Origin of the sequence: Methanothrix sp. (assembly GCF_024518575.1) — an archaeon.
Taxonomy (GTDB): domain Archaea; phylum Halobacteriota; class Methanosarcinia; order Methanotrichales; family Methanotrichaceae; genus Methanothrix_B.
The window spans coordinates 36,465-62,281 of record NZ_JANIHG010000005.1 but is presented as its reverse complement, the minus strand read 5'-3'; the positions used below and the strand labels follow the sequence as shown (position 1 = coordinate 62,281).

Here is a 25,817-nt window from a genome sequence, read left to right as displayed (position 1 = left end):
CGGGTAATCGAGGTCAGAAATATGGCTGTCAGAGTTGTTATATCAGATCCAAATACAGGAAAGGCATATCAGGTTGAGCTCAAGGACGCGAGCAGGCTTATTGGGAAGAGAATAGGAGATGCCGTGGAGGGCGATCTCCTGGGGCTGCCAGGCTACGTTGTAACGATAACCGGCGGCAGTGACCGCGACGGGTTCCCGATGCGCAGCGATCTTCCCGGGATGCAGCGCAAGAGGCTGCTCCTCGCTGGAGGCGTCGGCTACAGGCCGCGCGTCAAGGGCCAGAAGCGGAGGAAGAGCGTCTGCGGGCGCGAGATCTCGCCAAGCATAAGCCAGATCAATGTCAAGGTGACGGAGTACGGCGCAAAGCCGATCGAGGAGCTGCTCAAAGCTTAAAATCTGCCAGGGATTTCAGCTTTTCAAGCGGCGCGGGCAGGCGGCCGCGCTGGATGTCCTTCATAGTCATCGGATCGAGCAGGGAGAAGAGCAGGTCCATCGACCTGTCGCTCCTCATTGTCCTGTCCACGACTCTTCTTATCATCACAGAGCCCCTGAGTGGAGCTCCCAGCTCCCTCTCGACTCTTTCAGTGTAGATATCCATGTCCCCGCTCGCCGCGACCTCCCCAGCGATCCTGCCGGCGACCACAGCCAGGGGCACGCCCCCGCCGCTTGTCGCCATCACATGGCCCGCGGCGTCTCCGGCGAGCAGCATCCTTCCACTCTGTATCCTCTCCGGCATCCCTCCCGCGGGCACGATCCCACGCATCACGGCCACAACCTCCCCCCTTCTGAGACGCTCGCCCGCCTGCGGATGCTCCGCTATAAATCTTTTAAGTATGCCGGCCAGATCCATCCGTCCCCTGATATAAGACCTCCTGACCCCGATTCCGACGTTCGCGATATCATCGCCGAGAGGTATTATCCAGGCGTAGCCTCCTGGCGCCCACCTCTCGCCGAAGTACATCTCTGCTGCGCCTTTATCGATATCGACATCTGCCATCTCGTACTCCAGGCATATCCCGGGCTCGTCCTTCTGGATGGAGCCCATCGCTTTGGCCACGGTTGATGACGGGCCGTCAGCGCCCACGATGACCTCAGCATCGATGATATCCGCATGCCTTCCACTCAGACGCACAGATTCTCCGCAGATCTCCGCCTCTGTGCCGACGACCAGCTGCGCGCCCGCGCGCGCGGCTCTGTGCGCAAGATATCTGTCAAAGGAGCGCCTGTCCACGCACCTCCCCGCGACCGGGAACTCGGCTGATCTGCCGGAGGGCGCGTAGAGCCGCTGGACCTTCGTCCTGTTCAGAACGCACCTCTCAGGGATCTCGACGAGCGTCTCAGGCAGGACGGCATCTGGGAGAAGATCCCTGAGCTCAGATGCCTCGGGTATGAATCCGCCGCACTGGACGGGGCTGCCTATCTCCATCCTCCTCTCAACAAGAATAACCTCTGCGCCGAGCCTCGCCGCGGTCTCTGCAGCCGTCGATCCCGCGGGGCCGGCGCCGATGACGATGACCCTCATGCGGGCAGAGATGTCGTGTAGCCCATGCTCAGAAGCGACTCCTCTATCTCCTCCACAGCGAGATACATCTCGTCCCTGAATCTATCCCTGGAGGAGAGCCTGGGCTCTGCTGAGAGGCAGATCTCCATCTCCTCGCCCCTGTAGAGCTTCACGCACGCGAGCATGTCGTGCTGCGAGAGCCTGTACGCGATGTGGCTTCCTGTTGGCGTGTACCACTCCGGATGCCTCGACCTCAGATCATCTATGAGCTGATCCCAGCGCAGCTCCCCTTTAATCTGAGCGCCATCCGCCTTCAGCGGGTTCACCTTTAATGTGAGATCGAGATGCGCCCTCTCGCCGAAGTCCCTCTCCTCTATCATGCGCATTATCAGCGGGTACCTGGAGTTCTCCCTGTCAACTGTGATCATGGCTCCCCCGAAGAGCTTCGCCGCGATATCTGGGAAGAAAGGAGCAAGCCTTCTCTCATCAGCCGGTGGCGTCAGGAGCGAGACTATGATAAATACCGAGGCGCTCAGTGCCAGGCCGACGAGCACACCGTGCTCTGTGAGGTAAGGGGATAAGGTATCGAGCGGTGCTCTCAGGACGAGCTTCTCATATGCTATCATCGCGATCTGAGTCCCGCCGCCGACGATGACAGCTGCGAGCGCGCCCCAGGCGGTGGCCCTCTTCCAGTACAGCCCGCCGACGATCGGGAAGAAGTAGGAGGTCGTCCCTATCACTGTGGCTATTATCACGGCCTCCATTATGCTCTCCACATTCAGCGCGATGAATGCAGAGATGGATATCATCAGCACCACCAAAATCCTGCTGATGATCAGCATCTCTCTCATCGTGGCGTCCGGCCTGACGAACCTCTGGAAGATGTCTCTAACAATGCATGATGCCCCGGATGTCGCGAAGGTGTCTGTGCATGACATCGATGCAGCAGCGAACCCTATCGTGAGAAGCGCAACCCCCACAGCCGGCACGTTCTCTGAGATGAACCTCAGGTATAACATCTCAGCCTCGAGCTCTCCCTCAGGAATTGGATATATAGCGCGCAGGGCTATAGCTGTAATGAAACATGCGCCGTAAACGAGCGCGAGGAGCATCGATCCCAGCAGCAGGCCGAGCCTGGCGTTCCGCTCGTCCCTCGCCGCCCACACCCTCTGCCACGGGTCCTGCTCAGCGATCCAGCCCGGCAGCAGCGCGAGCTGGAATACGAGCGCGCCGAGCACGCCGCCCATCAGGAACGGATTCCACCAGTCGCTGCCCAGCGCCGAGCTCTGCGCGAGAAGCGAGGCGCCGTGGTCTGATGATGTTTTTAATGAGAGGATGGCCACAACAACCGCGAGCCCTGCCAAAAAGATGTACTGAACCCTGTCTGTCCAGACGACCGCTCTGAACCCGCCGAGGCTCACGTACAGGGCCACAGCGACCGCCATGATCAGGACCGCGTACAGCGGCGCCACTCCGAAGAACGTCCCCAGGACCAGCTTGAACCCTATGAAATCGACTACGGAGAACAGAATCATCATTATCGTTATCGCCACCGCGACCGGAGCTCTGACCCTCGGATCGTATCTTATCTCAAGAAGCTCAGGCTGCGTCATCGCGGGTATGCGCTTCACCCTCCCCGCGATCAGGGCTATGAGCGCGAGCGCCGCAATGTTCGGAAATACCCAGACCCAGATCGAGCTGACGCCTATGAGCATGAAGAGACCGGTGGACAGGAGAAGGGCGCTGGCTGTGAGCCAGGATGCTGCTGCTGAGAATCCGAGGGATGATGCCCCCAGCTCCCGGCTCGCGAGCCAGAACTCGGTCACCGTCCCCTGGCGCTTCGATGATATCAGGCCTATGCCGATGAGAAGAGAAATATACACGCCAAGGACGAGGAGGAATATGTGATACGGATCCACGGATTACCACCGGTGGGCCACTAAAACGTATCATCTATATATACACTCGGACATCCGCGGTTTTGTTGGGGACAACCGATTTTTACCAGGGAGATCCGCGAAAGCCGCTTATACCAATAGCGCAGAGCCATGGCTGGGATTGTAATGAGGAGCGACATCACCAAGTCAGGGCCTGAAAGGGCACCACACCGCGCCCTTCTCAAGGCGATGGGGATCACAGAGGATGAGATCGAGAGGCCATTCATAGGCGTGGCGAACTCGGCGAACGAGTTCATACCAGGGCATATCCATCTCGACAGGATCGCGGAGGCTGTGAAGGCAGGCATACGGATGGCCGGAGGCATACCGTTCGAGTTCCAGACGATCGGGGTCTGCGATGGCATCGCGATGGGCCACGGCGGGATGAAGTACTCTCTGCCCTCGAGAGAGGTGATAGAGGACTCGATAGAGATCATGGCCCAGTCGCACCAGCTCGATGGGCTTGTTCTGATACCCACATGCGACAAGATCGTCCCCGGCCATCTCATGGCCGCCGGCAGGCTTGATCTTCCGAGCATAGTTGTCACTGGCGGCCCGATGCTTCCCGGATACGCATGCGATCGTGAGCTTGATCTCATCAACGTCTTCGAGGAGTGGCAGAAGGGCGGAGAGACGATATCGATCTTGGAGGACCTCGCATGCCCAGGCGCAGGATCATGCGCAGGCCTCTTCACCGCGAACTCGATGGCCTGCATGACTGAAGCCCTGGGATTGAGCCTGCCCGGATGCGCGACCGCGCACGCTGTGGATGCGAAGAAGATGCGCCTGGCCAAGCTCTCAGGGATGAAGATCGTGGAGCTCGTGAGAAAGGGTCTCACAGCGAGGAAGATCGTCACAAGAGAGTCATTCGAGAACGCTGTTAGGGTCGATATGGCCATAGGTGGATCAACGAACACGGTCCTGCACCTTCCGGCGATAGCGGCCGAGTTCGGACTCGAGCTTGAGCTGGAGCTCTTCGACAGGCTGAGCAGGGATACGCCGCATCTCGTCAACCTCAGACCAGGCGGACCGTATCACATGCTGGATCTCGATCGCGCAGGTGGCATACCTGCCGTGATGCAGCGTCTCTCATCCAAGCTGGACCTGAGCGTCCTCACGGTCACAGGAAAGACGCTCGGCGCGTTGCTTGCGGAGTTCAAACCCGTCAACCCCAAGACGAACGCAGAGGTCATAGCGACTCTCGATAAGCCGGTGCATCCCGAGGGCGGGATCGCGATACTCAAGGGGAGCCTGGCGCCTGAGGGTTCTGTCGTGAAGCAGACCGCGGTCTCGAAGAAGATGCTCGTGCACAAGGGCCCTGCGGTCGTCTACGACTCCGAGGAGGAGTCGATGAAGGGCATACTGAGCGGTGAGGTCAGGGCCGGGGATGTTGTGATAATAAGATACGAGGGGCCGAAGGGCGGACCTGGCATGAGGGAGACGCTGGCGCCGACATCTGCGATCGCAGGCGCAGGGCTCAGCGAGTCTGTGGCTCTCATAACAGACGGCAGGTTCAGCGGCGGCACGCGCGGCCCCTGCATAGGCCATGTCTCCCCGGAGGCAGCCGTCGGCGGGCCGATAGCGCTCGTCGAAGATGGGGATATGGTCTCCATAGATATACCGAACAGACGGCTCGATCTGCTCGTCGATGAGAGCGTGCTGGAGAGAAGGCGCGCATCCTGGAGGCCGCCCGAGCCGAAGGTGATGGGTGGGGTCCTGGAGAGGTACAGAAAGTCTGTGACGTCTGCGAGCAAGGGCGGAATCCTCAGATGAGTCTCAGATGCTTTGTCGCTGTCGACCTGCCTGAGGAGATAAAGCTCAAGATACCCGAGGTCCAGCAGAAGATCGCGATGGACGGTCTCAAGCTGGTGGAGCCGGAGCTGGTGCACATAACCCTGAAGTTCCTGGGGGAGGTGCCGGAGAGGAGAATCGATCAGATCACAGATGCGCTTGCGCGCATAAGGTTCACCCCCTTCCAGGCGCGCATCAGGGGTGTCGGCGCGTTTCCGGGCAGGACCATCAGAGTGATCTGGCTCGGAGCCACAGGCTCATTTGAAGAGCTCGCAGCCGCGGTTGAGAGCGCGCTGGAGCCGTTCGGATTCGAGCAGGATAAGCGCTTCAGCGCGCACGCGACCCTGGCGAGGGTGAAGGATCCGTCGCTGAGCCGTCTGCTGTCGGAGAGGATATCAGGGATGTCAGACCTCGATCTCGGGGAGTTCACGGTCGAGAGGTTCGTGCTCAAAAAGAGCACTCTGACGCCGAGGGGGCCGATATACGAGGACATCGCAGAGTTCAGAGCTTCTCAGTGAGGTCCTCAGAAGGATAAAGCCATCAGAGGAGGAGCGCAGGCAGATCGAGAGGATCTCATCCGACCTCCTCCGGCGGGTAGGAGAGGTCGCAGGGGCAAAGGGCGTCGCGTGCCGCGGAATTCTCGTAGGATCTGCCGCCAGAAACACATGGCTCTCCGGGGATCGCGACATAGACATATTTCTCGCCGTACCTGAGGATGGGGATCTCGGCGTGGCGTTGGAGATCGCGAGGGAGATCGCGCCCGCGCACGAGGAGAGGTACGCTGAGCACGCGTATGTTCATGCTGTCATTGATGGCTTTGAAGTAGATCTCGTGCCGTGTTATGACGTGAGGGATCCTGCAAGGATAAAATCAGCCGTCGACAGAACGCCGTTCCACTCGCTCTATGTCTCTGAGCGCATAAAGGGGCGTGAGGACGACGTTCTCTTGCTGAAGCAGTTCATGAAGGGCGTCGGTGTCTACGGCTCTGACCTGAAAACAGGCGGATTCTCCGGCTACCTGGCTGAGCTTCTCGTGATCCATTACGGCTCGTTCCTCAGGGTCCTGGAGGGGGCGAGCTCCTGGCGCCCCGGAATTAGGATAGATATTGCGAAGGGCGCGGACATCAGTGCGCCACTTGTGGTCATAGATCCTGTGGATCCGAACAGGAACGTGGCCGCTGCCCTGACTCTGGACAGGATGTCCCAGTTCGTCGCAGCGGCGAGATGCTTCCTGAAATCCCCTGACATCAGCTTCTTCTTCCCGCCGGAGTCTCATACGATGAGACCGGATGAGATCAGGGCCGAGATCGAGCGGAGGGGCACGGAGTTCATCCTCCTGGAGATCATCGCCCCTGATATGGTCGATGATGTCCTCTATCCTCAGATGAGAAAGGCCGAGGCATCTATCAAAAACCTCCTCGAGAGGGAGGGTTTCCAACTGCTACGAAGCGATGTCGATCTCCTCCGCGGAGGGGATGTCAGGGCGCGCCTGCTCTTCGAGCTCTCGATCTGGGAGCTCCCGTCTGCGAGGAGACACACAGGACCTCCGGTCTGGGAGGCGGAGCACGCATCCAGGTTTGTCAGAAGCAACCCCTCGCCGCTCTCAGGGCCGTACATCGAGAATGGCAGGCTCGTCGTTGAGATCACCAGAAAGTACAGAAGGGCTGTGGATCTGCTCAGAGGTGAGATAGACAGGATATCTCTTGGGAGGCATCTCTCCTCGGGCGAGCGGAGGATCTTATCCACGCGCGAGATGCTGGAGCAGATGGACGGGGATCTTGCGGGGTTTCTCACAGCGTATCTGAATAAAAGGGTCACAGTGTGTTAGAGTGACCCCCTCTCCACCCTGAAGAGCGGAGCTTCCTGCGCTTCGACTTTGCCGAAGCCCTTCGACGTCAAGTCAAAGATCCGGGTGTTCCCGCCAAATGCACTGCCTCACGGTCCGTTGATCACTTCTATCAGGCGAGGCTCCGCCAGTATGCTTTCTGGACGCTCTTGACCTCCTCGATCCTGCGGGTGAGCTGCGCATCTTTCAGCGGTCTGACCTCAGGAACATCGCCCTGGAATGCCCTGAGGACAGAGACGACTGATTCTGAGAGGGATTCAAGGCGGTAACCGCCCTCGAGCGCTGCGACGAGACGCCCCCCTGCGTGCCTCTCAGCTATATCCTTCACCAGTCCCGCGAGCGCGCCGAAGCCGTCCTCTGTTATCCGCATTCCACCCAGCGGGTCCATCTGGTGAGGGTCAAAGCCAGCGGACACAAGCACAATATCAGGCCTGAATTCATCGGCTACCGGCACCAGTATCTCTCTGTACACAGCCAGATATCCGCTGTCGTCCACCCCAGGAAACAGCGGAACGTTCACAGTGAAGCCCTTCCCCTTCCCATCGCCCACCTCGGTGATCCTGCCTGTTCCAGGGTAGTGCGGGTGCTGATGTGTGGAGAAGTACAGAACGCTGTCATCCTCATAGAATGCAGCCTGCGTGCCGTTGCCGTGGTGCACATCCCAGTCGACGATGAGCACCCTTTTCAGCCCCAGTGATTGAGCATACCTAGCGCCTATCGCAACGTTGTTGAAGACGCAGAAGCCCATGCCTCTGTGTGGCGTAGCATGGTGTCCAGGAGGCCTGACCAGGGCGAACACGGGTTCCGGTCTCTTCATGACGTGATCAACGCCCGCGCAGACGCCGCCGGCGGCCATGAGCGCGACATCGTACGAGTCCTTCGAGAGGACTGTGTCTATATCGAGACGCCCGCCACCACGCTCGCAGATGCTCCTCACTTGCTCGATGTAGCGGCGCGAGTGGACTGCCTCGATTTTATCGAGGGACGCAGGTCTGGGCTCTATTCTGTTCAGATTCAGCTCCGCCTCCTCGATCCTCTCCATTATGGCTATCAGGCGCTCCTTTCTCTCAGGATGCTCGTGGGTCTCGTGCATCAGGTACACAGGGTGGTAAACGATGGATGTCATATATTTGTCATCTAGCTGCATGGCGTTAAAATGTTTTTGTTTACATTAAACCCTCTGCCAGCACGCATTCAAAATCCAGCTCTGCAGCCATCTTGTCTGTATCGACCGCATGCACAGATCACAAAATGCCCAACTGCCATCACTAAAGCAAACCCTGGCATCTGAGATTCGATGTTGTTTTTCATCTCATATCTGCTGCCGGTAAAGGCCGACACCGCGGCTCTTGGGGTTAGAGCCCATCTTAGATTACGCCCTTTGTTGCTGTTCGATATGCACAGCGCGGTACAAGGACCAAAAAGGATATAATAGGGAAATACTCTATCACTACGCTATAATTCCCATCAAAGGGGGAATTTATGGAGGGTGATGAAGCTATAAGTCTGTGAGGCTGATGCCACAGGGTCTCTGCGGTGCGTTCCCTGCATGGCATATTCCAGACTTTACTGGGGCAATAGTTTTAAGAATAATCAGACTGTATGTTGCAAAATAATCCGATATGGGAAGATAGGAGGTTAAAAGATGAATAAGACTGCAATAATGATTACAGCGCTGGTAGCGGTACTAGCGACAGCGATGGTAGTCGGCGCAGTCGATAAGGTGGAGATCCGCGGTGCTGTTCAGCAGGTCGTTGATGGTGCAACAGTCACCTGGAATCCACAGAACTTCGCCGGCTTCTACTACGATATCGATGACAACATCGGCAACGAGCAGATCACGATGACCATCACTGGCAACAAGCTCGAGGAGCCGAATGGTGTCAAGTACACAACCACGGTCCAGGAGAAGGAGTTCGAGTTCGAGGGCTGGGGCTGGTATAACTCCATAGGGTTCCTCGGTGAGGAGTACTTCGCCGGATACAGCGAGAAGAAGCCCACCTGGAACGGCGCAGAGATCGATCCGGAGCTCTACAAGCAGTCCACCGACAGGAACACGCTTGTCGATGAGCAGCTGCTGAAGGTGCTGATGGATGATGATACAGAGAGGACGTTCACATCCGGCACACCGCTCAAGCTCGCTGATGGCTACGAGCTCGTCATCAAGTCGATCGATGTCGATGGCAACAAGGTCTACGTGGAGCTGATGAAGGACGGACAGAGCGTTGACACAAAGGTCGTCTCCCCGTCCAAGGAAGGCGCCACGATGTCTGACCAGACATACTACTACAAGAAGAACATCGGCGATACAAAGAAGCTCGTCATAATCGGCGTCCACTTCAAGAACGCATTCCGCGGCGCTGACCAGGATATAGCCACAGTCAAGGGCATATTCCAGGTCTCCGATCAGCCGGTGAATGTCTCCGTTGACACAGAGTACGACAAGATGAGGATCTCCAAGGTCGATGCCACATCGATCGAGATGGACAACAAGGACAACCCAATAACACTCAACAAGAACAAGGACGTCACCCTGATGGCTGGCATCCACATCAAGACAGCCGACCAGGATGTGATCGACGCTGAGAACCCGCTCAGGTTCTACATATACAAGGAGGTCACAGAGCCCGGGACATATGAGATCCGCGGTGCTGTTCAGCAGGTCGTTGATGGCGCTCAGGTGACATGGGATCCGAAGACCTTCGCCGGCTTCTACTACGATATCGATGACAACATCGGCAACGAGCAGATCACGATGACCATCACTGGCAACAAGCTCGAGGAGCCGAATGGTGTCAAGTACACAACCACGGTCCAGGAGAAGGAGTTCGAGTTCGAGGGCTGGGGCTGGTATAACTCCATAGGGTTCCTCGGTGAGGAGTACTTCGCCGGATACAGCGAGAAGAAGCCCACCTGGAACGGCGCAGAGATCGATCCGGAGCTCTACAAGCAGTCCACCGACAGGAACACGCTTGTCGATGAGCAGCTGCTGAAGGTGCTGATGGATGATGATACAGAGAGGACGTTCACATCCGGCACACCGCTCAAGCTCGCTGATGGCTACGAGCTCGTCATCAAGTCGATCGATGTCGATGGCAACAAGGTCTACGTGGAGCTGATGAAGGACGGACAGAGCGTTGACACAAAGGTCGTCTCCCCGTCCAAGGAAGGCGCCACGATGTCTGACCAGACATACTACTACAAGAAGAACATCGGCGATACAAAGAAGCTCGTCATAATCGGCGTCCACTTCAAGAACGCATTCCGCGGCGCTGACCAGGATATAGCCACAGTCAAGGGCATATTCCAGGTCTCCGATCAGCCGGTGAATGTCTCCGTTGACACAGAGTACGACAAGATGAGGATCTCCAAGGTCGATGCCACATCGATCGAGATGGACAACAAGGACAACCCAATAACACTCAACAAGAACAAGGACGTCACCCTGATGGCTGGCATCCACATCAAGACAGCCGACCAGGATGTGATCGACGCTCAGAACCCGCTCAGGTTCTACATATACAAGGAAGCAACCATTGAGGGTGCAGCTCCTGCGCCAGTGGTCGAGGAGAAGCCCGCCAACGTGACTGCGGAGAAGCCCGTCGTTGAGGAGAAGCCTGTAGTCGAGGAGAAGCCCACCAACGTGACTGCGGAGAAGCCCGTCGTTGAGGAGAAGCCCGCCAACGTAACCGAGAAGAAGCCTGTAGCTGCGGAGAAGAAGCCCGAGGAGAAGGGCGCTCCCGGATTCGAGGCTGTCTTCGCAGTGACCGGACTCCTGGCGGTCGCATACCTCGTCAGCAGGAGGAACTGAGGAGAGCTTATCGCTCTCCAGCTCTTTTTTGTGAAGTCCGGTTCAAAATCAGACCTGAGCCGTTGAAATCCCAGGTCACAGATACCTTCCTCTGGATCGTATCTCCTCGACCCTGGCGAGAACAGCATCTGCTCGCTTGTAGGCTCTTCTGTAGCCGCGCATGAACGATTCTATCAGAATATCCGCATCATCATGCGTGCTTCTCAGGGTCTGGAAGTAGACATGAACATCGACGCCCTGCGCCTCGATGCTCTGGTCGTGGTAGGCAAGGCCGAAATCTATGAGGTATATCCGGTTGTCTTTCAGGAGCATGTTGGAGGTGGTGAGGTCTCCGTGAACGATTCCAGCTCTGTGAAGCCTTCCGACCAGCTCCCCGACACGCTCTGAGAGCTCCGGCGTTATGATATCCCTGAGCTTCTTTCCATCAATATACTCCATCACGAGCTCGAACCTCGAGAGGTCCCTGATTATAGGCGTCGGGACTCCGGCACGCCTGGCCTCGGCCATTATCCTCGCCTCCATGACGGTCCTCTCAGCGCGAAGCCGCTCATCCAGCTCCTTGAGGCGGTAGCTCTTCGGAAGTCGCCACTTTCTCACCACATCACCATCCCGGGTGAGAATCGCCTCAGCGCCCCTGCCTATCTCCATCGCCATCACCCCACGAGCGCCATGCCCTGACGAGTCCAACGCATCCGGTTATCATCATATCCCCCCAGGGGGCAGCCTGTATGAGCTTCATCTTCGTTCTACTCACAAACCCACCTCTTCTGGGTCCGGTAACAAGAATCGATCTCACCTCACCAGGAACGCACTCTATATGCGCCCCATGGCCGCCATCATCGAAGATCTCGCTGTTCGTGAGCTTTCCGGCGCAGAACCGCTCCACTATGGAGTTGAGCTTCGGGGGATCCAGTGCAGATGTGTGGTGCTCGAAGATCGCCGTGATCCTCTGATCGTCCACCAGAGCGCCGATCGTGTGGCCGTTCCCTATATTTAGGACGAGAGCAGGCAGTCTGCAATCTGGATCTTCGAGAGCGCCAAAGACAGCGGCAGGACCTGTGTCCATGAGCATGACATCCATCCCCTGATCACGCAGATACCTCCAGACAGCACGCATCCTGCTCAGAGCCTCTGGAGGCTCTCGGTGCGCGAAATCCCCGATCCGGCCGCCGTTTTTTAGAGATCTCCTCATTATATCAAATCTCGTGGCCCTGTTCGATCTCTTCGGAGAGAATCCATGATCCTGGACCGCGACCGCGATCGCCTCCGGCAGATCCACATTAAAAGAGATGAGAGCGCTTCTGAGAGCCATGAGATCTATATCTCCGGTCCGGATTTCCACGCAACCCTCAGGTGGGTCCTCGGTTATCACAACCCCCATTGAACTGACGCGCTGGATGTTATCGTGTATGCTGAGAGCCGCATCCGTTGTCGCATAGACTCTGAAACCGGACGCTATATGATTCTTCACCGCAGCAGCCATAGGCCCGCCGCCCATAGTGTATCCATGCAGAAAGACATCCTTTCCCTGCTCCGTCGCCTTTCTGATCCTCCTCGCGACTATCACAGTCTGACTTGGCATGATCATCTTGTACAAACCCTCAGGCTCCACATCCTCCCTGTAAAGGAGAATGTCCTGGGTGCCAGCACCAACATCGATCGCCATCATCATACATCGCATGGGAGTGCCGGCATCTTAGATATTCCCATCGATTCATCCGCCCGGAATTTCATCCTTTTTAGATAATCATTAGCCATTTTGTTTCACAATAAGGCATCCTAATTGTACAAAATAGAAAAGATTATATGCAGAGATGGCCAACCTGGAAGCATGGGCAAGTACACTCTGAGGTGTGCCGGCTGCGGGAATGTGCTGAGCGACACCATCACCTCATGTCCTATGGACGGCGGTCTTCCCAGGGCGGATTATCTCAAGCGGAGATTCAATCCCAGGGAGCTTCCTGGCATCTGGTCTTTCATCGACTGGCTGCCTGTGGATGGATGGAATCCGGGCACAGGCGCATCGTCTGTGACCTACAAGAGCTCCGGGCTCGCAGACGAGCTGGGTCTGAACAACCTCTACATAAGCTTCTCGGGGTACTGGCCGGAGCGCGGGGCGCAGATGAGAACTTGCAGCTTCAAGGAGCTCGAGGCAGCGCCGACGATGCAGATGCTTCTTGAGAGTGGGGTGAAGGAGATCCTGGTGGTCGCATCAGCCGGAAACACAGCAAGGGCATTCGCAGAGGTCTGCTCGATCACCGGCCAGCCAGTTATCCTTTTTGTACCAACTCAATCTCTGGATCGACTCTGGACGACCATCGAGCCTGGCAGGGTGCTGGTTGTTGGGGTGGATGGGGATTACGCCGACGCGATAAAGCTCGCAGGTGTTTTATCCTCCAGAACCGGCTTCAGGCCAGAGGGCGGCGCCAGGAACATAGCGAGGAGGGACGGCATGGGCACTGTGCTTCTCGATCATGTCAGGCGCTTCGGTTCCCTGCCGGACCACTACTTCCAGGCGATAGGCAGCGGCACAGGCGGGATAGCTGTCTGGGAGGCATCGATGCGCCTCATCGGTGACGGCCGCTTCGGATGCACGCCCACACGCCTGCATCTGGCGCAGAACATCCCATGCGCGCCTGTGCATGCGATGTGGATCGGCCTGAGCCCTGAAGAGATGAATTTCGATGCGCACGGCTGCCCCGAGGGAATGCACGACGACGTGCTCTTCAACAGGAACCCACCCTATGCGGTTCCGGGCGGCGTCAGGGATGCGGTCATCTCCTCCAGTGGGAGGATATACGGCATAGACAACGCCCGGGCGGCGAGCGCCCAGAAGCTCTTCGAGGGAAGAGAGGGGATAGACATACTCCCAGCCGCGGCGGTTGCGGTCGCGGCGCTGATCGAGGCCGTAGGGTCAGGGGCTGTCGGAAGGGATGACGAAATCTTGCTGAACATAACAGGTGGCGGCGTGAAGCGCCTCGCCGAAGATCACAGCCGTATAAGGCTTGAATGCGATATCAGGGTCGATGTGGAAGATTCTGCTAATGTATTATCATCGATAGAGGAGATGATCTATGCATGATTATCACGATAAAAGGCGGATTTGATAAGGACGGCGCGCCTGAGTGCGTTAGAAGGGTGGATGTATCGAGTGGAGAGGTTATAGGCATCGTCGGGCCCACGGGTTCTGGCAAGAGCTCTCTGATATCTGACCTGGAGCAGTTCGCCCAGGGCGACACGCCGTCGGGGCGGTATGTCCTGATCGATGGCTCCCCGCCGGATCCAGAGCTGCGGCACGATCCGAGAAGGAAGCCGGTCGCCCAGCTCTCCCAGAACATGCATTTCCTGGCTGACATGAGCGTCTGTGATTTCATTTACATGCACGCCAGGAGCAGGGGCAGGGACACGGGGCTGCTCTCCAGGGTCCTGGAGATGGCGAACACCCTGACAGGAGAGCCCATACATGGAGATGACAACCTGACAGAGCTCAGCGGCGGCCAGTCCAGGGCGTTGATGGTTGCGGATATCGCGGTCATAAGCGATTCGCCAATCGTCCTCATAGACGAGATAGAGAACGCTGGCATAAGGAAGAAAGAGGCTCTGAGGCTCCTCTCCGGGGAGGGGAAGATCGTGCTGGTTGTGACACACGATCCGCTTCTCGCGCTCATGACCGGGCGCAGGATCGTCATGAGGAACGGCGGCATGGTCAAGGTCATAAGCACCACAGAGGAGGAGAGGCGCTTCTGCGATTCTTTATTTAGAGTTGACACCTGGCTCCTCTCTCTGAGAGAGCTGATAAGGCGGGGGGAGGTGCTGAGCGCGACGGAGGCAGCTATTTGAAGCTGGTGATAGTGGCGGGAACACCTGGATCCGGGAAGACATCTGTTCTGATGCATGCAATAAAAAACCTCCAGGAGATGGGGATGAGGCCGGCTGTTGTCAAGGTCGACTGCCTCTGGACAGAGGACGACTCCCGGATAAAGCGGCTTGGTGTGCCTGTGCGCGTCGGTCTCGCGAGGGATATGTGCCCTGATCACTACTCTATATACAACACAGATGAGATGCTATCTTGGGCGAGCTCGCAGGGCGCGGATGTTCTCCTGAACGAGACAGCTGGGCTCTGTCTGAGATGCGCCCCGTATCCGGACAGGGCTCTGGCGGTCTGCGTGATAGATGTCACCTCTGGGCCGAACACGCCTCTCAAGATCGGCCCGCTGCTCACGACAGCTGATGTTGTGGTGGCGACAAAGGGTGATCTTGTATCTCAGGCGGAGCGGGAGGTCTTCCGGGAGAGAGTCGTCGAGGTCAATCCCGGATGCAGGATAGTTGAGGCGAACGGGCTCACCGGCAAGGGGTCGAGGGAGCTTGCTGATCTCATAAAAGGATCTGGTGAGGTCGAGGGGGAGATGCACCTGAGGCACAACCCGCCGCTTGCAGTATGCACCCTCTGCACCGGCGAGATCAGAGTGTCGAAGAGGCATCATCGCGGGGTTCTGAGACATCTCGACGGATTTGCAGAGTACCTGGGGGAGTGAGATGCTGGAGAGGCTTCTTCCCGGCTATAACTGTGGCGAATGCGGATACAGAAGCTGCAAAGATTTCGCTGAGCACATCTCATCCGCTGATGATATATCGCGCTGCCCGTTCATCTCGCAGGAGCGCTTCCGGGATCGCGCTGAGGAGATCCGGAGGATCATCGAGAAGGGCGTCTCGCGCGAGAGGATCGTGGGCGTCATGGACGGTCTGGAGGCTGAGTTCTCGCTGGGCCCACTAAGCGGAGAGAGATCGTGCATAGAGGATATTCACCCGCTGGAGCAGTGCACCCTGAAGGCCGGGGACCTGATAAGGTACAGGCCTCTTGGATGCCCGATAACACATTTCGCAGAGGTCCTGGAGTTCGACCACGGCGTGGCGAGGGTCCGCATCGTCGGCCCGCTCCACGGGGATAGGAGTGAATACAGGGACCTTGGTATATGCATGGTCCTGGCCTTCGAGGGCAGGGTTGTACGTGGAAGAGTACCTGAGGTCGGGAGGACCGTCAGATTCCTGCCAGATCACTGCATGATGCAGAAGGTCCACTCAGGGGTTGTCGTCCACTCAGAGGGATCGAGGGTCAGAATAGAGTCAATCGATCTCAAGGTATGGTAAAACGCTTTAAGCATTGAAATCACATCCTTTTTCAGGAGGGATCTCATGCTCAGAAGGAACCCGAGAACGTCCTGGAACAGACAGGAATCGATGCCCACTGTAGCATCAACAGCCTACGTGGATGAGACTGCTGTAGTGATAGGTGACGTACGCATAGGTGAGAAAGTTTATGTCGGGCCGTGTGTCTCGATAAGAGCAGATGAAGCGACGCCGATAATCATAGGGGATGAGTGCAACGTCCAGGACGGCGCGATATTTCACGGGCTCAAGGGCAGCTCGATAAAGCTCGGAAGGAAGGTCAGCATCGCACACGGCGCCGTGATTCACGGCCCGCTGGCGATCGGAGATGAGAGCTTCGTCGGTTTCAACGCGGTTGTGCACGCGTCCACTCTGGGAGAGAGATGCTTCATAGGCCACAGGGCTCTCGTGATGGGTGTTACGCTGAAGGATGGAAGCTTTGTGCCGCACGGAAGCGTCATCGATACCCAGGATAAGGCGGACGCCCTCGGGCCGGTGCCCGATTCCCTGAAAGGCTTCAACGCCGAGGTAGTCGAGGTCAACTGCGAGTTCGCAAGTGGCTACAGATCAATGCGCTGAGCACAGGCGATGGGTTAATCAGGAACCTGTGCATATTATTTTTTATGACACAGAAGTTCTATACACTCCCGGATCTGCCATACGGCGCAAATGACCTCGAGCCATACATCTCCGAGGCGCAGCTGAAGCTGCACCACGACAAGCACCATCTTGCCTACGTCAATGGTGCGAACGCCATTCTAGAGAGGCTCGACAGGGCGAGGAGAGAGGGGACGGAGATCGACCAGAAGTCCACGCTGAAGGAGCTCTCATTCCACATCGGAGGGCATCTGCTGCACAGCCTCTTCTGGGCGAACCTTTGCAAACCACCGAGCTCCGGTCCGGTGGGCGCTCTGGCTAAGGAGATCGAGGGCGAGTTCGGCTCTTTCGAGCGGTTCAGGAAGGAGTTCACAGCAGCCGCTGTGAGCGTCGAGGGCTCGGGCTGGGCTGCGCTTGCGTACTGCATGCAGACCAGAAGGCCTATAATAATGCAGATCGAGAAGCACAACGTCAACGTGTACCCCATGTTCAGACTGCTCCTGGTGCTTGACGTCTGGGAGCATGCGTACTATCTCGACTACAGGAATGAAAGAGCCAAGTTCGTGGAGGCATTCTGGCACATAGCCAACTGGGAGGAGGCCAACAGAAGGTTCGAGGGCCTGATCGGGAGATGAGTTTAAGAGATCGGTTGCCAGATCTCTGCCTGAGGTTCCTGGGGATGGATGCTGCCGGTCCTGAGGGGCGGGGGGAGTGGAGTCCATGATATACACAATCACACTGAACCCGGCAATAGATCGGACGATGTGGGTCGAACGCATCAGTGATGAGGAACCCAACAGGATAGTCAGAGAGGAGAACTACGCCGGCGGAAAGAGCGTCGATGTCTCGAAGGTGCTCAAGAACCTCGGGGTAGAGAGCACCGCGCTCGGGTTCATCGGAGGGTTCGCCGGAATGGAGCTTGAGGGCAGGCTCCTCAACGAGGGCATCGGCACCGACTTCATCAGGGTATCTGGAGAGACGAGAACGAACATAATCATCCATGAGATCTCAACAGGTCGACAGCTCTCATTTTACGCGCGCGGTCCGGAGATCAGGCCCCATGAGCTCGTCATGCTCATAGAGCAGATCGAGTCCCTGAGGGCGCCCGAGATCGTGACGATCGGCGGCAGCCTCCCTCCAGGCCTGAGCCCTGCTGTGTACAGGAGAATAGTGGCAGAGGCGAAGAAGTGCGAGCACAACGGCTGCAAGGCAAAGGTCTTCCTGGACGTGGATGGCTCATCGCTGAGATCCGGCATAGAGGCAGGCCCTGACGTGATAAAGCCAAACATACACGAGCTCAGCGAGCTCGTTGGCAGGGAGCTGAAGGAGATAGAGGAGGTTCTCGCTGCGGCCAGGGAGATAAACAGAAAGGGCGTGGAGGTGGTGCTGGTCTCCATGGGACCTCGCGGAATAGTTCTTGTATCGGCCCACGAGGAGTATCATGCGATCCCTCCCCAGGTCAGGGTCGAGAACACAGTGGGCGCTGGAGATTCGTCAGTCGCTGGCTTCATCTACGGCATGGTCAACGGAAGATCTCTGGATGAGTGTTTGATATATGCTGTGGCGGCAGGCACGGCGACGACCCTCAGGAAGGGCACAGCCCTCGCCAGCAGGGATGACTTCGAGCAGCTTATCCCCCAGGTAACGCTCAAGACCCTGAAGCGATCGTGATGCAAGGGGCGCCGGAATCAATCGCATCAGACCAGCGCAGTCTTAGACCGCCTGGATCTGGAGGTTGGAATCGAATGCAGATCCTGCTCCGATCGTTTGGCAATCTGAGAAGAATTATCGGAAGTGAGCTCCATCTGGAAATGTGCGAGGGCTCTCTGCTCAGGGATCTCCTCCTCTCCCTGCCAGGGCATGAGCGGCTGCTCGATGGTTTGAAAATAAGGGATGATGTCTATGTGCTGGTGAACGGCAGGAGCGTGACCGATATCAACACAGCTCTCAAGGATGGCGATGAGATCGCGATCGTGCCAGCCATAATCGGAGGTTGACTGTGCTCACAGAGGCAGAGGCAGGGAGGTATGCAAGACAGATCCCGCTTCTCGGAATCGAGGGGCAGGAGCGGCTGAAGGGATCTGGAGTCCTGATAGCAGGTGCCGGCGGCCTGGGATCTGCATCCTCCTGCTATTTAGCGGCAGCAGGTGTTGGGCACATAAGAATCGTGGACTCGGATTCCGTCGATCTCAGCAACCTCAACCGGCAGATACTGCACCGCGTTCCAGGCGTACGCAAGGCTGTATCAGCTGAGGAGGCGCTGCGCTCACTGAACCCCATGATCGAGGTGGAGGGTGTTGATCTCTGCATATCAGAGAGCAGCATTGATGATCTGGTGGATGGTATTGATATCGTAGTCGATGCCATGGACAGCTTCGAGGCCAGGTACATCCTGAACTCGGCTGCGCTTGAGCATGGTCTGCCTATGGTCCATGGCGCTGTATCCGGATTCGACGGCCAGGTTACCACCATCATTCCCGGAAGGACCGCGTGCCTGAGATGCGTCTTTCCCAGACCTCCGCCGCGGGATGCGCCTCCTGTCGTAGGCGCGACGTGCGGCATTATCGGCTCGATCCAGGCGATGGAAGCGATTAAATTGCTGACAGGCCTCGGCGAGCCGCTCGCCAACAGGCTCCTCATCTGGGACGGGAGATGCGCCCAGATGGATGAGATCTCGATTGAGAGAAATGAGCGCTGCCCGGATTGTGGTCTGTGAGCATATCTGATGACATAATTTCGCGACGACCCGCGGAGGGATCATGAAGGCACCTGAGAGGATAACGATATCCATGGACGAAGAGACCGCCAGGCTCTTCAGGAAGCTCAGGGACGAGCTCGGCGTCTCTCAGAGCGAGATGATGAGAGAGGCACTGAAGTTTTACAGCCGCCACAGGGGCATATTCGAATCTGTGGAGGACAGAAAGCTGTACACACACGCTGAGATGCTCTCCGCAGGGGAGCACGTGATTCTTGACATAGACCACTGGCTCCTCTTTCTCAGCTTCATCGAGACGCATCCCGATGCAGAGGCGTTCTGGGAGAAGCATAAGGACGTATGCAAGGCTCATGCGGAGCAGTTCCGGCACAGGCTCTACAACGCAGATGTTATTCTGAAAAGGCTGGAGGCATGCAACCTCTTCAAGCTGAGCAGGATATCTGAGCGCGAGTACACGCTTATACTCTCATCGGATCTGAGCAAGAAGTTCGTCAGGACAGAGGTCGAGGAGATCCTCAGGGGCATGGGGTTCGCCGTCGAGATAAAGGAGGACTTCGGGAAGATAAGGGTTAAGCTGCTGCACTGAGGCATCAGTGCTTGAAGCCGCCTGAATATGTGGATGTAAGCTTCATTTGCACAATCTCTCAGCGGGCTCCAAGCAGAGAGCAGCTGCTGGTGGCTGTTCTGGCCCGAATACGGAAGGTTCCGATGCCCCATGGCTCACTCTGTGATGGCCCTCATCCTCCCCAGGGCGAGCCTCAGGCTCTCGTCGGATGCTGCATATGATATCCGTATGTACGGTCGTCCATTCGCCCCGAATGCAGATCCTGGCACTGTTATGACGCCGGCTGAGCTCAGCCTGGCCGCGAACTCATCGCCGTCTCCGACCCTGGGGAATATGTAAAACGCCCCCTTCGGGATCACCAGATCAACGCCGAGATCTCTGAGACCGCGAACCATCATGTCCCTCCGCCGCTGGAAGGTCGCCCTCATCTCCCGCACGCAGTCCTGCGGCCCTGTTATGGCTGCGAGCGCTGCGGCCTGTGAGATGGAGGATGCACATGCCTGGATGTACTGATGGATTTTAAGCATAACATCGATAGCTTCAGGAGGTGCGGCCAGGTAGCCGAGCCTCCATCCGGTCATGGCGTAGGTCTTCGAGACCGCGTTAACTGTTATGACGCTCTCACTGTAACTGCCGGGGCTGACGTGCTCCCCCTCGTATATGAAGTGCTCGTAGACCTCGTCCGAGATGAGGGCGATGCCGTTATCCTCGGCGAGCTCTGCCAGCCCCTTGATCTCGCTTTCCGACTGGACTGCGCCTGTCGGGTTCGCGGGCGAGTTCACTATGATCGCGCTCGTCCTTGGAGTGATGTGCTCCGCGACGGTATCGACAGAAAGCTTCAGCTCCTGATCGAGAGGCAAACCTACCGGACGCCCTCCCGCTGTCTGGACCAGCGGCCTGTACGAGACGAAGCCCGGATCCGGGATCAGCACCTCATCCCCAGGCGACGTGACGGCTGCGATGGCCAGGAAGAGGGCCTCGCTTGCGCCCGATGTCACCATTATCTGATCCGCAGAGCATGTAATTCCATTCTCACGTCCGAGCTTCTCGCATATCGCAGCTCTCAGCTCCGGTATTCCGAGGTTTGGCGTGTAGCCGGTCATCCCCTGCTCGATAGCCCTTATCGCCGCCTCTTTTATGTGTCTGGGCGTGTCGAAATCAGGTTGACCGATGCTCAGGTTGACCGCGCCAGGCCCGGCTCCATCAAAACATTTCCGTATACCAGAGCTCTCAATCTCCATGATGTGCTTCGCAAATCGCATTCCTATCACTCATCTGTTCTGTAGTTTGATATGAATCTGGTGAAGTAGTTCAGCCTTTTTAGCTCCTCGCAGAGAGCTCTCATGCGCACAGGGCCGCCACGCCAGCGCAGGCTCACGCTGACGTCCCCTCTTGAGATGGCATCGAGGATCGAATTGATGAACAAATCAAGAGCCTCCTCCCTGGAGAAGGGAACGACGAAGATGGCTCTGTACATATCGCCGCTTCGCGCGTATGATGTCAGAACATACCCTCTGCCCTCAAAATCGCCTATCTCATCGAAGTCGCAGATTATCACCCTCTCGTGCTCTGCCGCGCAGTCGATTCTTGCGATCGTTCTTATGACGCGGGATACGAGCGACGGAGTCGCGCTCCTTCCGAACCAAAGGTTTATTGAGCCGTGTGTCATGAGCAGGGATGCGCTGAGGCCGCTGACCTCCACGGAGACGAGATCCTGCGTCTTCTGAGGCTCGGGCATACGGATCCAAGGTTGAGGAGATCGGATTTAACTCTTTTCGCTTGTTCTCAGATCGCCGATCTATGTCATCCTCAGACAGCGCTTCGGTTTCGCTGCAGGAAAGAATGGAGATCAGTGTTCTCGGAATCTGTTTGATCATATTGCAATCCAGCACGCTTCCGTTTCGTCTGATCTCTCATCACCAGATCAATAGCATGCGACCTCACCGAATTCATGCGAATCCAGACGCAATTAGAATACCAGCTCGATTTCACTGGCAACTATGTGATCTCCACATTAAAGCACTTTTTCCTGCTGTGTTGAATAATTAAGAGCTTTAAGGTCGATAGCTATTGATTTTTACTAGGATTGCAATTCGTATGAATCCAGCCTATGCTATCGGATTCTCAAACATTATTCAACACAGCACTTTTTCCAAAAAGACTAAATACCTTTTTGTAGAAAAATACAATAAACAATTGGAGGTTTGTGGTAAAATGAAAAATGTCTTTATGTACTGGATAGGTATTCTCATAATAGCATGCGCAGCCATGTTCATATCAGGTCTGCTCTGATGCAATCCGGTGCAGCTGATAGATCAAACATATTGCCAGGCTATGGGCACCGACGCGACAGTAACAGGGGCGAGAGCGCTGTTCTGGAGTTCGAAACTGTTGGTTAGCTAACGCTCTTCTCTATTTTTCAACTTGCGACCATGCAAGTGAGTCAGATCGCACTCATCCATCGAAAAAACACCACTGAGCCAAGATGATTCAGGCAGTTAAACGGATAAAAGCGACTTCCTAAATGCTCCTGATCTCGGGGAAGACCATCACCTCGCCTTCCATCTCGACCACGGGATGGAGTTTTCCGATGTCCAGTCTTCTCAGCAGAGGCGACAGCAGATCTGAGCTCTCCAGGTGGTTCACTGCCACGCCCTGGCAGAACGGGTTGAAGGCTGGCAGGACGATGATGTCCATTCCGTCCATTAGACCCCTGCCGAAAAGGTAGCATGGTATGCGCATCATATCGACATCCAGCACCGGATGCTCGTGGCCAATTATCAGGTGGCCGTGCTCCCTCAGGTCCTCGTCCCCGTGATGTATCGTGTATTCGCCCTCATCGTATCTGCTCTGAGCTGTGAATCCCATGTAGGGCAGCATACCGTCGTGTGTGCCTGAGACGATGATCATATCACACCTCGACCTGATTGTTTTTAAGATCGCCTCAACCTTCCTGCGTATCCTCTGATCCGCACGTCCGAATGAATGCACCACATCCCCGGCGAGAACGAGCTTTCTTGGATTGAATCGCTTGAGGATGATATCAATCCTCTTAAGGAGCTCATCCCTCTCTCTCAGCGGAAAGAGTAGCCCCTGGGCGAAGAGCTCCTCCTCCAGACCTATGTGGATATCAGAGAGCACACATGTCTCGATCTCTCTGATGTAAAGAGCTCCCAGAAGGAAATCGAATCTTTTAATAAGATGCTCCCGCAGATCCTCGATGCTCACGCTGCGCTCTCTCCCGCGATCCTCTCCATTACCCTTCTCTGGAACTCCTTCAGGAGCGCAAGCCTGTCCTGCGCCAGAACGACATCAGGAGCTCCGATGGATGCAATTCCGAATGCCATCGGGCCTGGCGATGGGCTCCTCTTTCTCACGATCTCTATATCCCCGCTGTTTATTGCTCCCACAACGCTCTTTATGTTGTCAAGCTCGAACTTGTCCTCCACGATCTCGCGGTAGCTCTCCTTCAGGACAGCGAAGTCCTCGAGCCGCTTTGCGAGACCTATGAGCATATCTGCGGATACCTGCTGCCTTCTCGCGCTCTTCCTGTGTCCCATGTAGTTCCTCAGGATCATGAAGAACCTGGTGGCGTTTATCCTGAACACCCTCTTCAGGAGGTTCGTGTTCTCGACCGCTCTTCTGATCAGATCCTCGCACATCTCTGGTTTGATGGATCTGAGAGCTGTAACAGGATCAGCTCTTGATCCCTCAGGGATTGAGAGCATGAAGCCTGTGTCCGCGATCGATACCAGAACATTGCTCCTGCCATCCTTTGAAATGAGGTAAGCGACCATCCTGCTGAACCCGTCATTGAACCTCAGCCCGTAGTTGGTCATGAAGTAGTACACCATTCTCCCCTTCACATCCCTAGTCTCCTCCACCACAATGCGCCTGTCGGTCGAGACCGAGTCCTCTCCGAGGTACCTGATCTGCTGCTCGAATATCTGGTAGATGCTCCTGGCGCTGTTCTCGTCTATCGGGAGCGTCTCGAGGAGGTGCTGAACGACCATTTCCTCATCAGCTCTCAATATGAGATCGAGCATGTGCGCCCTGAACCGGAGCACCCTAAGGCCGAGATCGAATGAGAGCGGGAGCTTCTCAGAGAACCAGCTCGGTATCGTCGGGCGCTCTCCGGTGGGATCGACGTAGATCTTTCCGCCGCGCCTGTATCTGAACGCATACGATCTGCCGCCAAGGACGAAGACATCTCCCTTTGAGAGACGCTCCAGGTATTTCTCATCCAGGTTCCCGACCCATCTTCCATCCCTTGTGACGACATCGCAGGAGAACTCATCCGGTATCGTCCCCAGGTTGAGCATGTATATCATCCTGGAGTTCCTGCCGCGTTTACCGAACTCTCCTCTCTCAGGGTCGTACCAGATCTTCGCGTAGATGTTTCTCTCCTCAAGATCGGCATAGGAGCCGGAGAGGTATGTCATTACAGACCTCATATCGTCATCGCTGAGGTCTTTGTAACAGTACGATCTTCGTATGATCCTGAGCGCATCATCGATCCGCCACTGTCGCTCCAGGGCCATTCCGAGGATGTGCTGGCATAGAACATCAAGACAGTTTCTGGGGATGTGTATCCTGTCGACGAATCCCTCTCTTGCGCATCCGAGCATCACCGCGCATTCTATGAGCTCGTCCCTGTCGAGAACAACGACCCTTCCTTTGACAACCTGATCCAGGCTGTGGCCCGCCCTTCCTATTCTCTGGAGCAGGGCTGCCACCGACTTCGGCGATCCTATCTGGAGAACTAGATCGAGATGTGGCATGTCTATCCCTAGCTCCAGTGAGGTGGAAGAGGTCACAACCTTCAGATCCCCTGATTTCAGCCTCTCCTCGACATCCAGCCTGCTCGTCTTCCCCATTGAGCCGTGATGGCATCCTGAGTTGCTCTCGTTGTATCGATCCGGATACCTCGCCCTGAGGTTGTAGAGTATCCGCTCGGCCCCGTTCCTTGTGTTCGTGAATATGAGCGTGTTTTTGTGTGTCTGTATCAGCTCATCCAGCGCCTCGTAGAGCGCACGGCTGAGCTCTCCAGGGGTCGTGGAGATGAGATCGGGCACTGGGCATATCAGCCTGAGATCGAACCTTCTGGAGAATCTGGTGTCGATGATCTCAACCTCTCTGCCCACACCACCGAGGAACGCAGCGACCTCCTTTAGGGGCTCGATGGTCGCGGAGCAGCCGATCCTCACAAAGCTCTCCCCGCCTGTCTCTCTTTTGAGCTCCTCCAGACGCTCCAGGCTGAGCGAGAGGTGAACGCCCCTCTTGGAGCCCGCGAGCGAGTGTATCTCATCGACGATGACCCACCTGACGGTCCTTAGCTTCTCCCTGAAGCGCGGTGAGTTGAGCAGCAACGCCAGGCTCTCAGGCGTCGTGTTAAGTATGTGCGGGGCCTTTCTGAGCATCTTCGCCCTCTCCGATGATGATACGTCACCATGCCTGATTGAGTGCCTGATCTCCACCGCATCTATTCCCCGCTCTGCAGCGATCTCCTGTATCTCAGCCAGCGGGCGCTCCAGGTTTCTGTGTATATCGTTGGCCAGCGATCTCAGCGGCGATATGTACAGGCAGTAAACGCTGTTCTCGAGTCCGTCCGTTCTGGAGAGTATGAAGAGGCTGTTTATTATGGAGATGAATGCAGAGAGCGTCTTGCCCGAACCAGTTGGTGAGCTTATCAGCACGCTCTTTCCCGCGTGGATCAGGGGCACTGCGAGCCTCTGGGGCGGTGTGAACATCCTCTCCCGGCCGCCAAAGCTTCTGATCCACCATTCCCTAACCGTATCATCGAACAGAGAGAGTATCTCATCGTCTGAGTGATCCATCCTCATGAGTTATCTTGGGCGTGGACATAGATCTTGTGGTCAGCTGAGTTC

At 56.6% G+C, this 25,817-nt stretch carries 24 protein-coding genes; 15 read left to right on the top strand and 9 right to left on the bottom strand.

Translation table 11 applies throughout. The annotated features are described in order from the left end of the window. The first annotated feature begins 21 nt into the window (after positions 1–21). Complete coding sequence (locus tag NQU42_RS02175; RefSeq protein WP_296608673.1) at positions 22–393, top strand: 30S ribosomal protein S6e; 372 nt, start codon at positions 22–24, stop codon at positions 391–393. On the opposite strand, the gene NQU42_RS02170 is transcribed toward NQU42_RS02175, so the two are convergent. Together NQU42_RS02170 and NQU42_RS02165 are read right to left on the bottom strand one after the other, a co-directional pair. Further along, positions 383–1,522, bottom strand: a complete 1,140-nt coding sequence (locus tag NQU42_RS02170; RefSeq protein WP_296608671.1) for an NAD(P)/FAD-dependent oxidoreductase — start codon at positions 1,520–1,522, stop codon at positions 383–385. The two genes, NQU42_RS02175 and NQU42_RS02170, sit on opposite strands and share 11 nt — an antisense overlap. Continuing rightward, positions 1,519–3,420, bottom strand: coding sequence for a sodium:solute symporter family protein (locus NQU42_RS02165; protein WP_296608670.1), 1,902 nt, complete (start codon positions 3,418–3,420; stop codon positions 1,519–1,521). The genes NQU42_RS02170 and NQU42_RS02165 overlap by 4 nt, the downstream gene beginning before the upstream one ends. A 144-nt stretch (positions 3,421–3,564) precedes the next feature. Here NQU42_RS02165 and ilvD point away from each other — a divergent pair, with 144 nt between their 5' ends. The 3 genes from ilvD to cca are packed head-to-tail and all read left to right on the top strand — an operon-like array spanning position 3,565 to position 7,056. Further along, positions 3,565–5,211 (top strand): dihydroxy-acid dehydratase, encoded by a 1,647-nt coding sequence (gene ilvD / locus NQU42_RS02160; RefSeq protein ID WP_366070024.1) that lies wholly within the window; start codon positions 3,565–3,567, stop codon positions 5,209–5,211. Then, positions 5,208–5,747 carry an RNA 2',3'-cyclic phosphodiesterase gene (gene thpR, locus NQU42_RS02155; RefSeq protein WP_296608666.1) on the top strand — a complete coding sequence of 180 codons (540 nt, stop codon included), beginning with the start codon at positions 5,208–5,210 and terminating at the stop codon, positions 5,745–5,747. Before ilvD ends, thpR begins: the two co-directional genes overlap by 4 nt. 13 nt (positions 5,748–5,760) lie before the next feature. Continuing rightward, positions 5,761–7,056, top strand: a complete 1,296-nt coding sequence (gene cca / locus NQU42_RS02150) for a CCA tRNA nucleotidyltransferase (RefSeq protein ID WP_296608705.1) — start codon at positions 5,761–5,763, stop codon at positions 7,054–7,056. A 130-nt stretch (positions 7,057–7,186) separates the two neighbouring features. On the opposite strand, the gene NQU42_RS02145 is transcribed toward cca, so the two are convergent. After that, entirely contained in the window at positions 7,187–8,200 is a 1,014-nt protein-coding gene (locus NQU42_RS02145; protein WP_296608665.1) for a histone deacetylase, read from the bottom strand. Between the two features lie 519 nt (positions 8,201–8,719). Between NQU42_RS02145 and NQU42_RS02140 the strand changes: the two genes are divergently transcribed. Continuing rightward, entirely contained in the window at positions 8,720–10,885 is a 2,166-nt protein-coding gene (locus NQU42_RS02140; protein ID WP_296608663.1) for an S-layer protein domain-containing protein, read from the top strand. A 75-nt stretch (positions 10,886–10,960) separates the two neighbouring features. Here NQU42_RS02140 and NQU42_RS02135 read toward each other — a convergent pair whose 3' ends face one another. Together NQU42_RS02135 and NQU42_RS02130 are read right to left on the bottom strand one after the other, a co-directional pair. Further along, positions 10,961–11,533, bottom strand: coding sequence for a Kae1-associated kinase Bud32 (locus NQU42_RS02135; RefSeq protein WP_296608661.1), 573 nt, complete (start codon positions 11,531–11,533; stop codon positions 10,961–10,963). Beyond that, the gene (locus NQU42_RS02130; RefSeq protein WP_296608659.1) at positions 11,511–12,566 is read right to left on the bottom strand and encodes a DUF1786 family protein; all 1,056 of its coding nucleotides are present in this window, start codon (positions 12,564–12,566) and stop codon (positions 11,511–11,513) included. The genes NQU42_RS02135 and NQU42_RS02130 overlap by 23 nt, the downstream gene beginning before the upstream one ends. Before the next feature lie 150 nt (positions 12,567–12,716). On the opposite strand from NQU42_RS02130, the gene NQU42_RS02125 reads away from it, so the two are divergent. The 10 genes from NQU42_RS02125 to NQU42_RS02080 all read left to right on the top strand — a co-directional run bounded on the left by NQU42_RS02125 (position 12,717) and on the right by NQU42_RS02080 (position 19,950). After that, positions 12,717–13,967, top strand: coding sequence for a cysteate synthase (locus NQU42_RS02125; RefSeq protein WP_296608657.1), 1,251 nt, complete (start codon positions 12,717–12,719; stop codon positions 13,965–13,967). Beyond that, positions 13,964–14,725: an ATP-binding cassette domain-containing protein gene (locus tag NQU42_RS02120; protein ID WP_296608656.1), complete on the top strand. Its 762-nt coding sequence runs from the start codon at positions 13,964–13,966 to the stop codon at positions 14,723–14,725. The genes NQU42_RS02125 and NQU42_RS02120 overlap by 4 nt, the downstream gene beginning before the upstream one ends. Beyond that, positions 14,722–15,420: a GTP-binding protein gene (locus tag NQU42_RS02115; protein WP_366070018.1), complete on the top strand. Its 699-nt coding sequence runs from the start codon at positions 14,722–14,724 to the stop codon at positions 15,418–15,420. The genes NQU42_RS02120 and NQU42_RS02115 overlap by 4 nt, the downstream gene beginning before the upstream one ends. Position 15,421: 1 nt before the next feature. Beyond that, complete coding sequence (locus tag NQU42_RS02110) at positions 15,422–16,033, top strand: (Fe-S)-binding protein (RefSeq protein ID WP_296608654.1); 612 nt, start codon at positions 15,422–15,424, stop codon at positions 16,031–16,033. Positions 16,034–16,078: 45 nt separating this feature from the next. After that, on the top strand, positions 16,079–16,630 hold the full coding sequence (locus NQU42_RS02105; protein WP_296608652.1) for a DapH/DapD/GlmU-related protein: 552 nt from the start codon (positions 16,079–16,081) through the stop codon (positions 16,628–16,630). Between the two features lie 44 nt (positions 16,631–16,674). After that, a complete protein-coding gene (locus NQU42_RS02100; protein ID WP_296608651.1) occupies positions 16,675–17,283 on the top strand; it encodes a superoxide dismutase in 609 nt (202 codons plus the stop codon). Positions 17,284–17,368: 85 nt separating this feature from the next. Further along, positions 17,369–18,319: a 1-phosphofructokinase gene (pfkB, locus tag NQU42_RS02095; RefSeq protein WP_296608650.1), complete on the top strand. Its 951-nt coding sequence runs from the start codon at positions 17,369–17,371 to the stop codon at positions 18,317–18,319. After that, the gene (locus NQU42_RS02090) at positions 18,319–18,645 is read left to right on the top strand and encodes a MoaD/ThiS family protein (protein WP_366070014.1); all 327 of its coding nucleotides are present in this window, start codon (positions 18,319–18,321) and stop codon (positions 18,643–18,645) included. Before pfkB ends, NQU42_RS02090 begins: the two co-directional genes overlap by 1 nt. A 2-nt stretch (positions 18,646–18,647) precedes the next feature. After that, positions 18,648–19,364, top strand: a complete 717-nt coding sequence (locus NQU42_RS02085; RefSeq protein ID WP_296608646.1) for a HesA/MoeB/ThiF family protein — start codon at positions 18,648–18,650, stop codon at positions 19,362–19,364. A gap of 43 nt (positions 19,365–19,407) precedes the next feature. Then, the gene (locus tag NQU42_RS02080; protein ID WP_296608644.1) at positions 19,408–19,950 is read left to right on the top strand and encodes a ribbon-helix-helix protein, CopG family; all 543 of its coding nucleotides are present in this window, start codon (positions 19,408–19,410) and stop codon (positions 19,948–19,950) included. A 134-nt stretch (positions 19,951–20,084) separates the two neighbouring features. Here NQU42_RS02080 and NQU42_RS02075 read toward each other — a convergent pair whose 3' ends face one another. From NQU42_RS02075 to NQU42_RS02060, 4 genes are all read right to left on the bottom strand, one after another. Next, the gene (locus NQU42_RS02075) at positions 20,085–21,191 is read right to left on the bottom strand and encodes a pyridoxal phosphate-dependent aminotransferase (protein WP_296608643.1); all 1,107 of its coding nucleotides are present in this window, start codon (positions 21,189–21,191) and stop codon (positions 20,085–20,087) included. 5 nt (positions 21,192–21,196) lie between these two features. Continuing rightward, on the bottom strand, positions 21,197–21,667 hold the full coding sequence (locus NQU42_RS02070; RefSeq protein WP_296608641.1) for a hypothetical protein: 471 nt from the start codon (positions 21,665–21,667) through the stop codon (positions 21,197–21,199). 782 nt (positions 21,668–22,449) lie between these two features. Beyond that, positions 22,450–23,157 carry a metallophosphoesterase gene (locus tag NQU42_RS02065; protein ID WP_296608640.1) on the bottom strand — a complete coding sequence of 236 codons (708 nt, stop codon included), beginning with the start codon at positions 23,155–23,157 and terminating at the stop codon, positions 22,450–22,452. After that, positions 23,154–25,766, bottom strand: a complete 2,613-nt coding sequence (locus NQU42_RS02060) for an ATP-dependent helicase (RefSeq protein WP_296608638.1) — start codon at positions 25,764–25,766, stop codon at positions 23,154–23,156. Before NQU42_RS02060 ends, NQU42_RS02065 begins: the two co-directional genes overlap by 4 nt. Between the last annotated feature and the right edge of the window lie 51 nt (positions 25,767–25,817).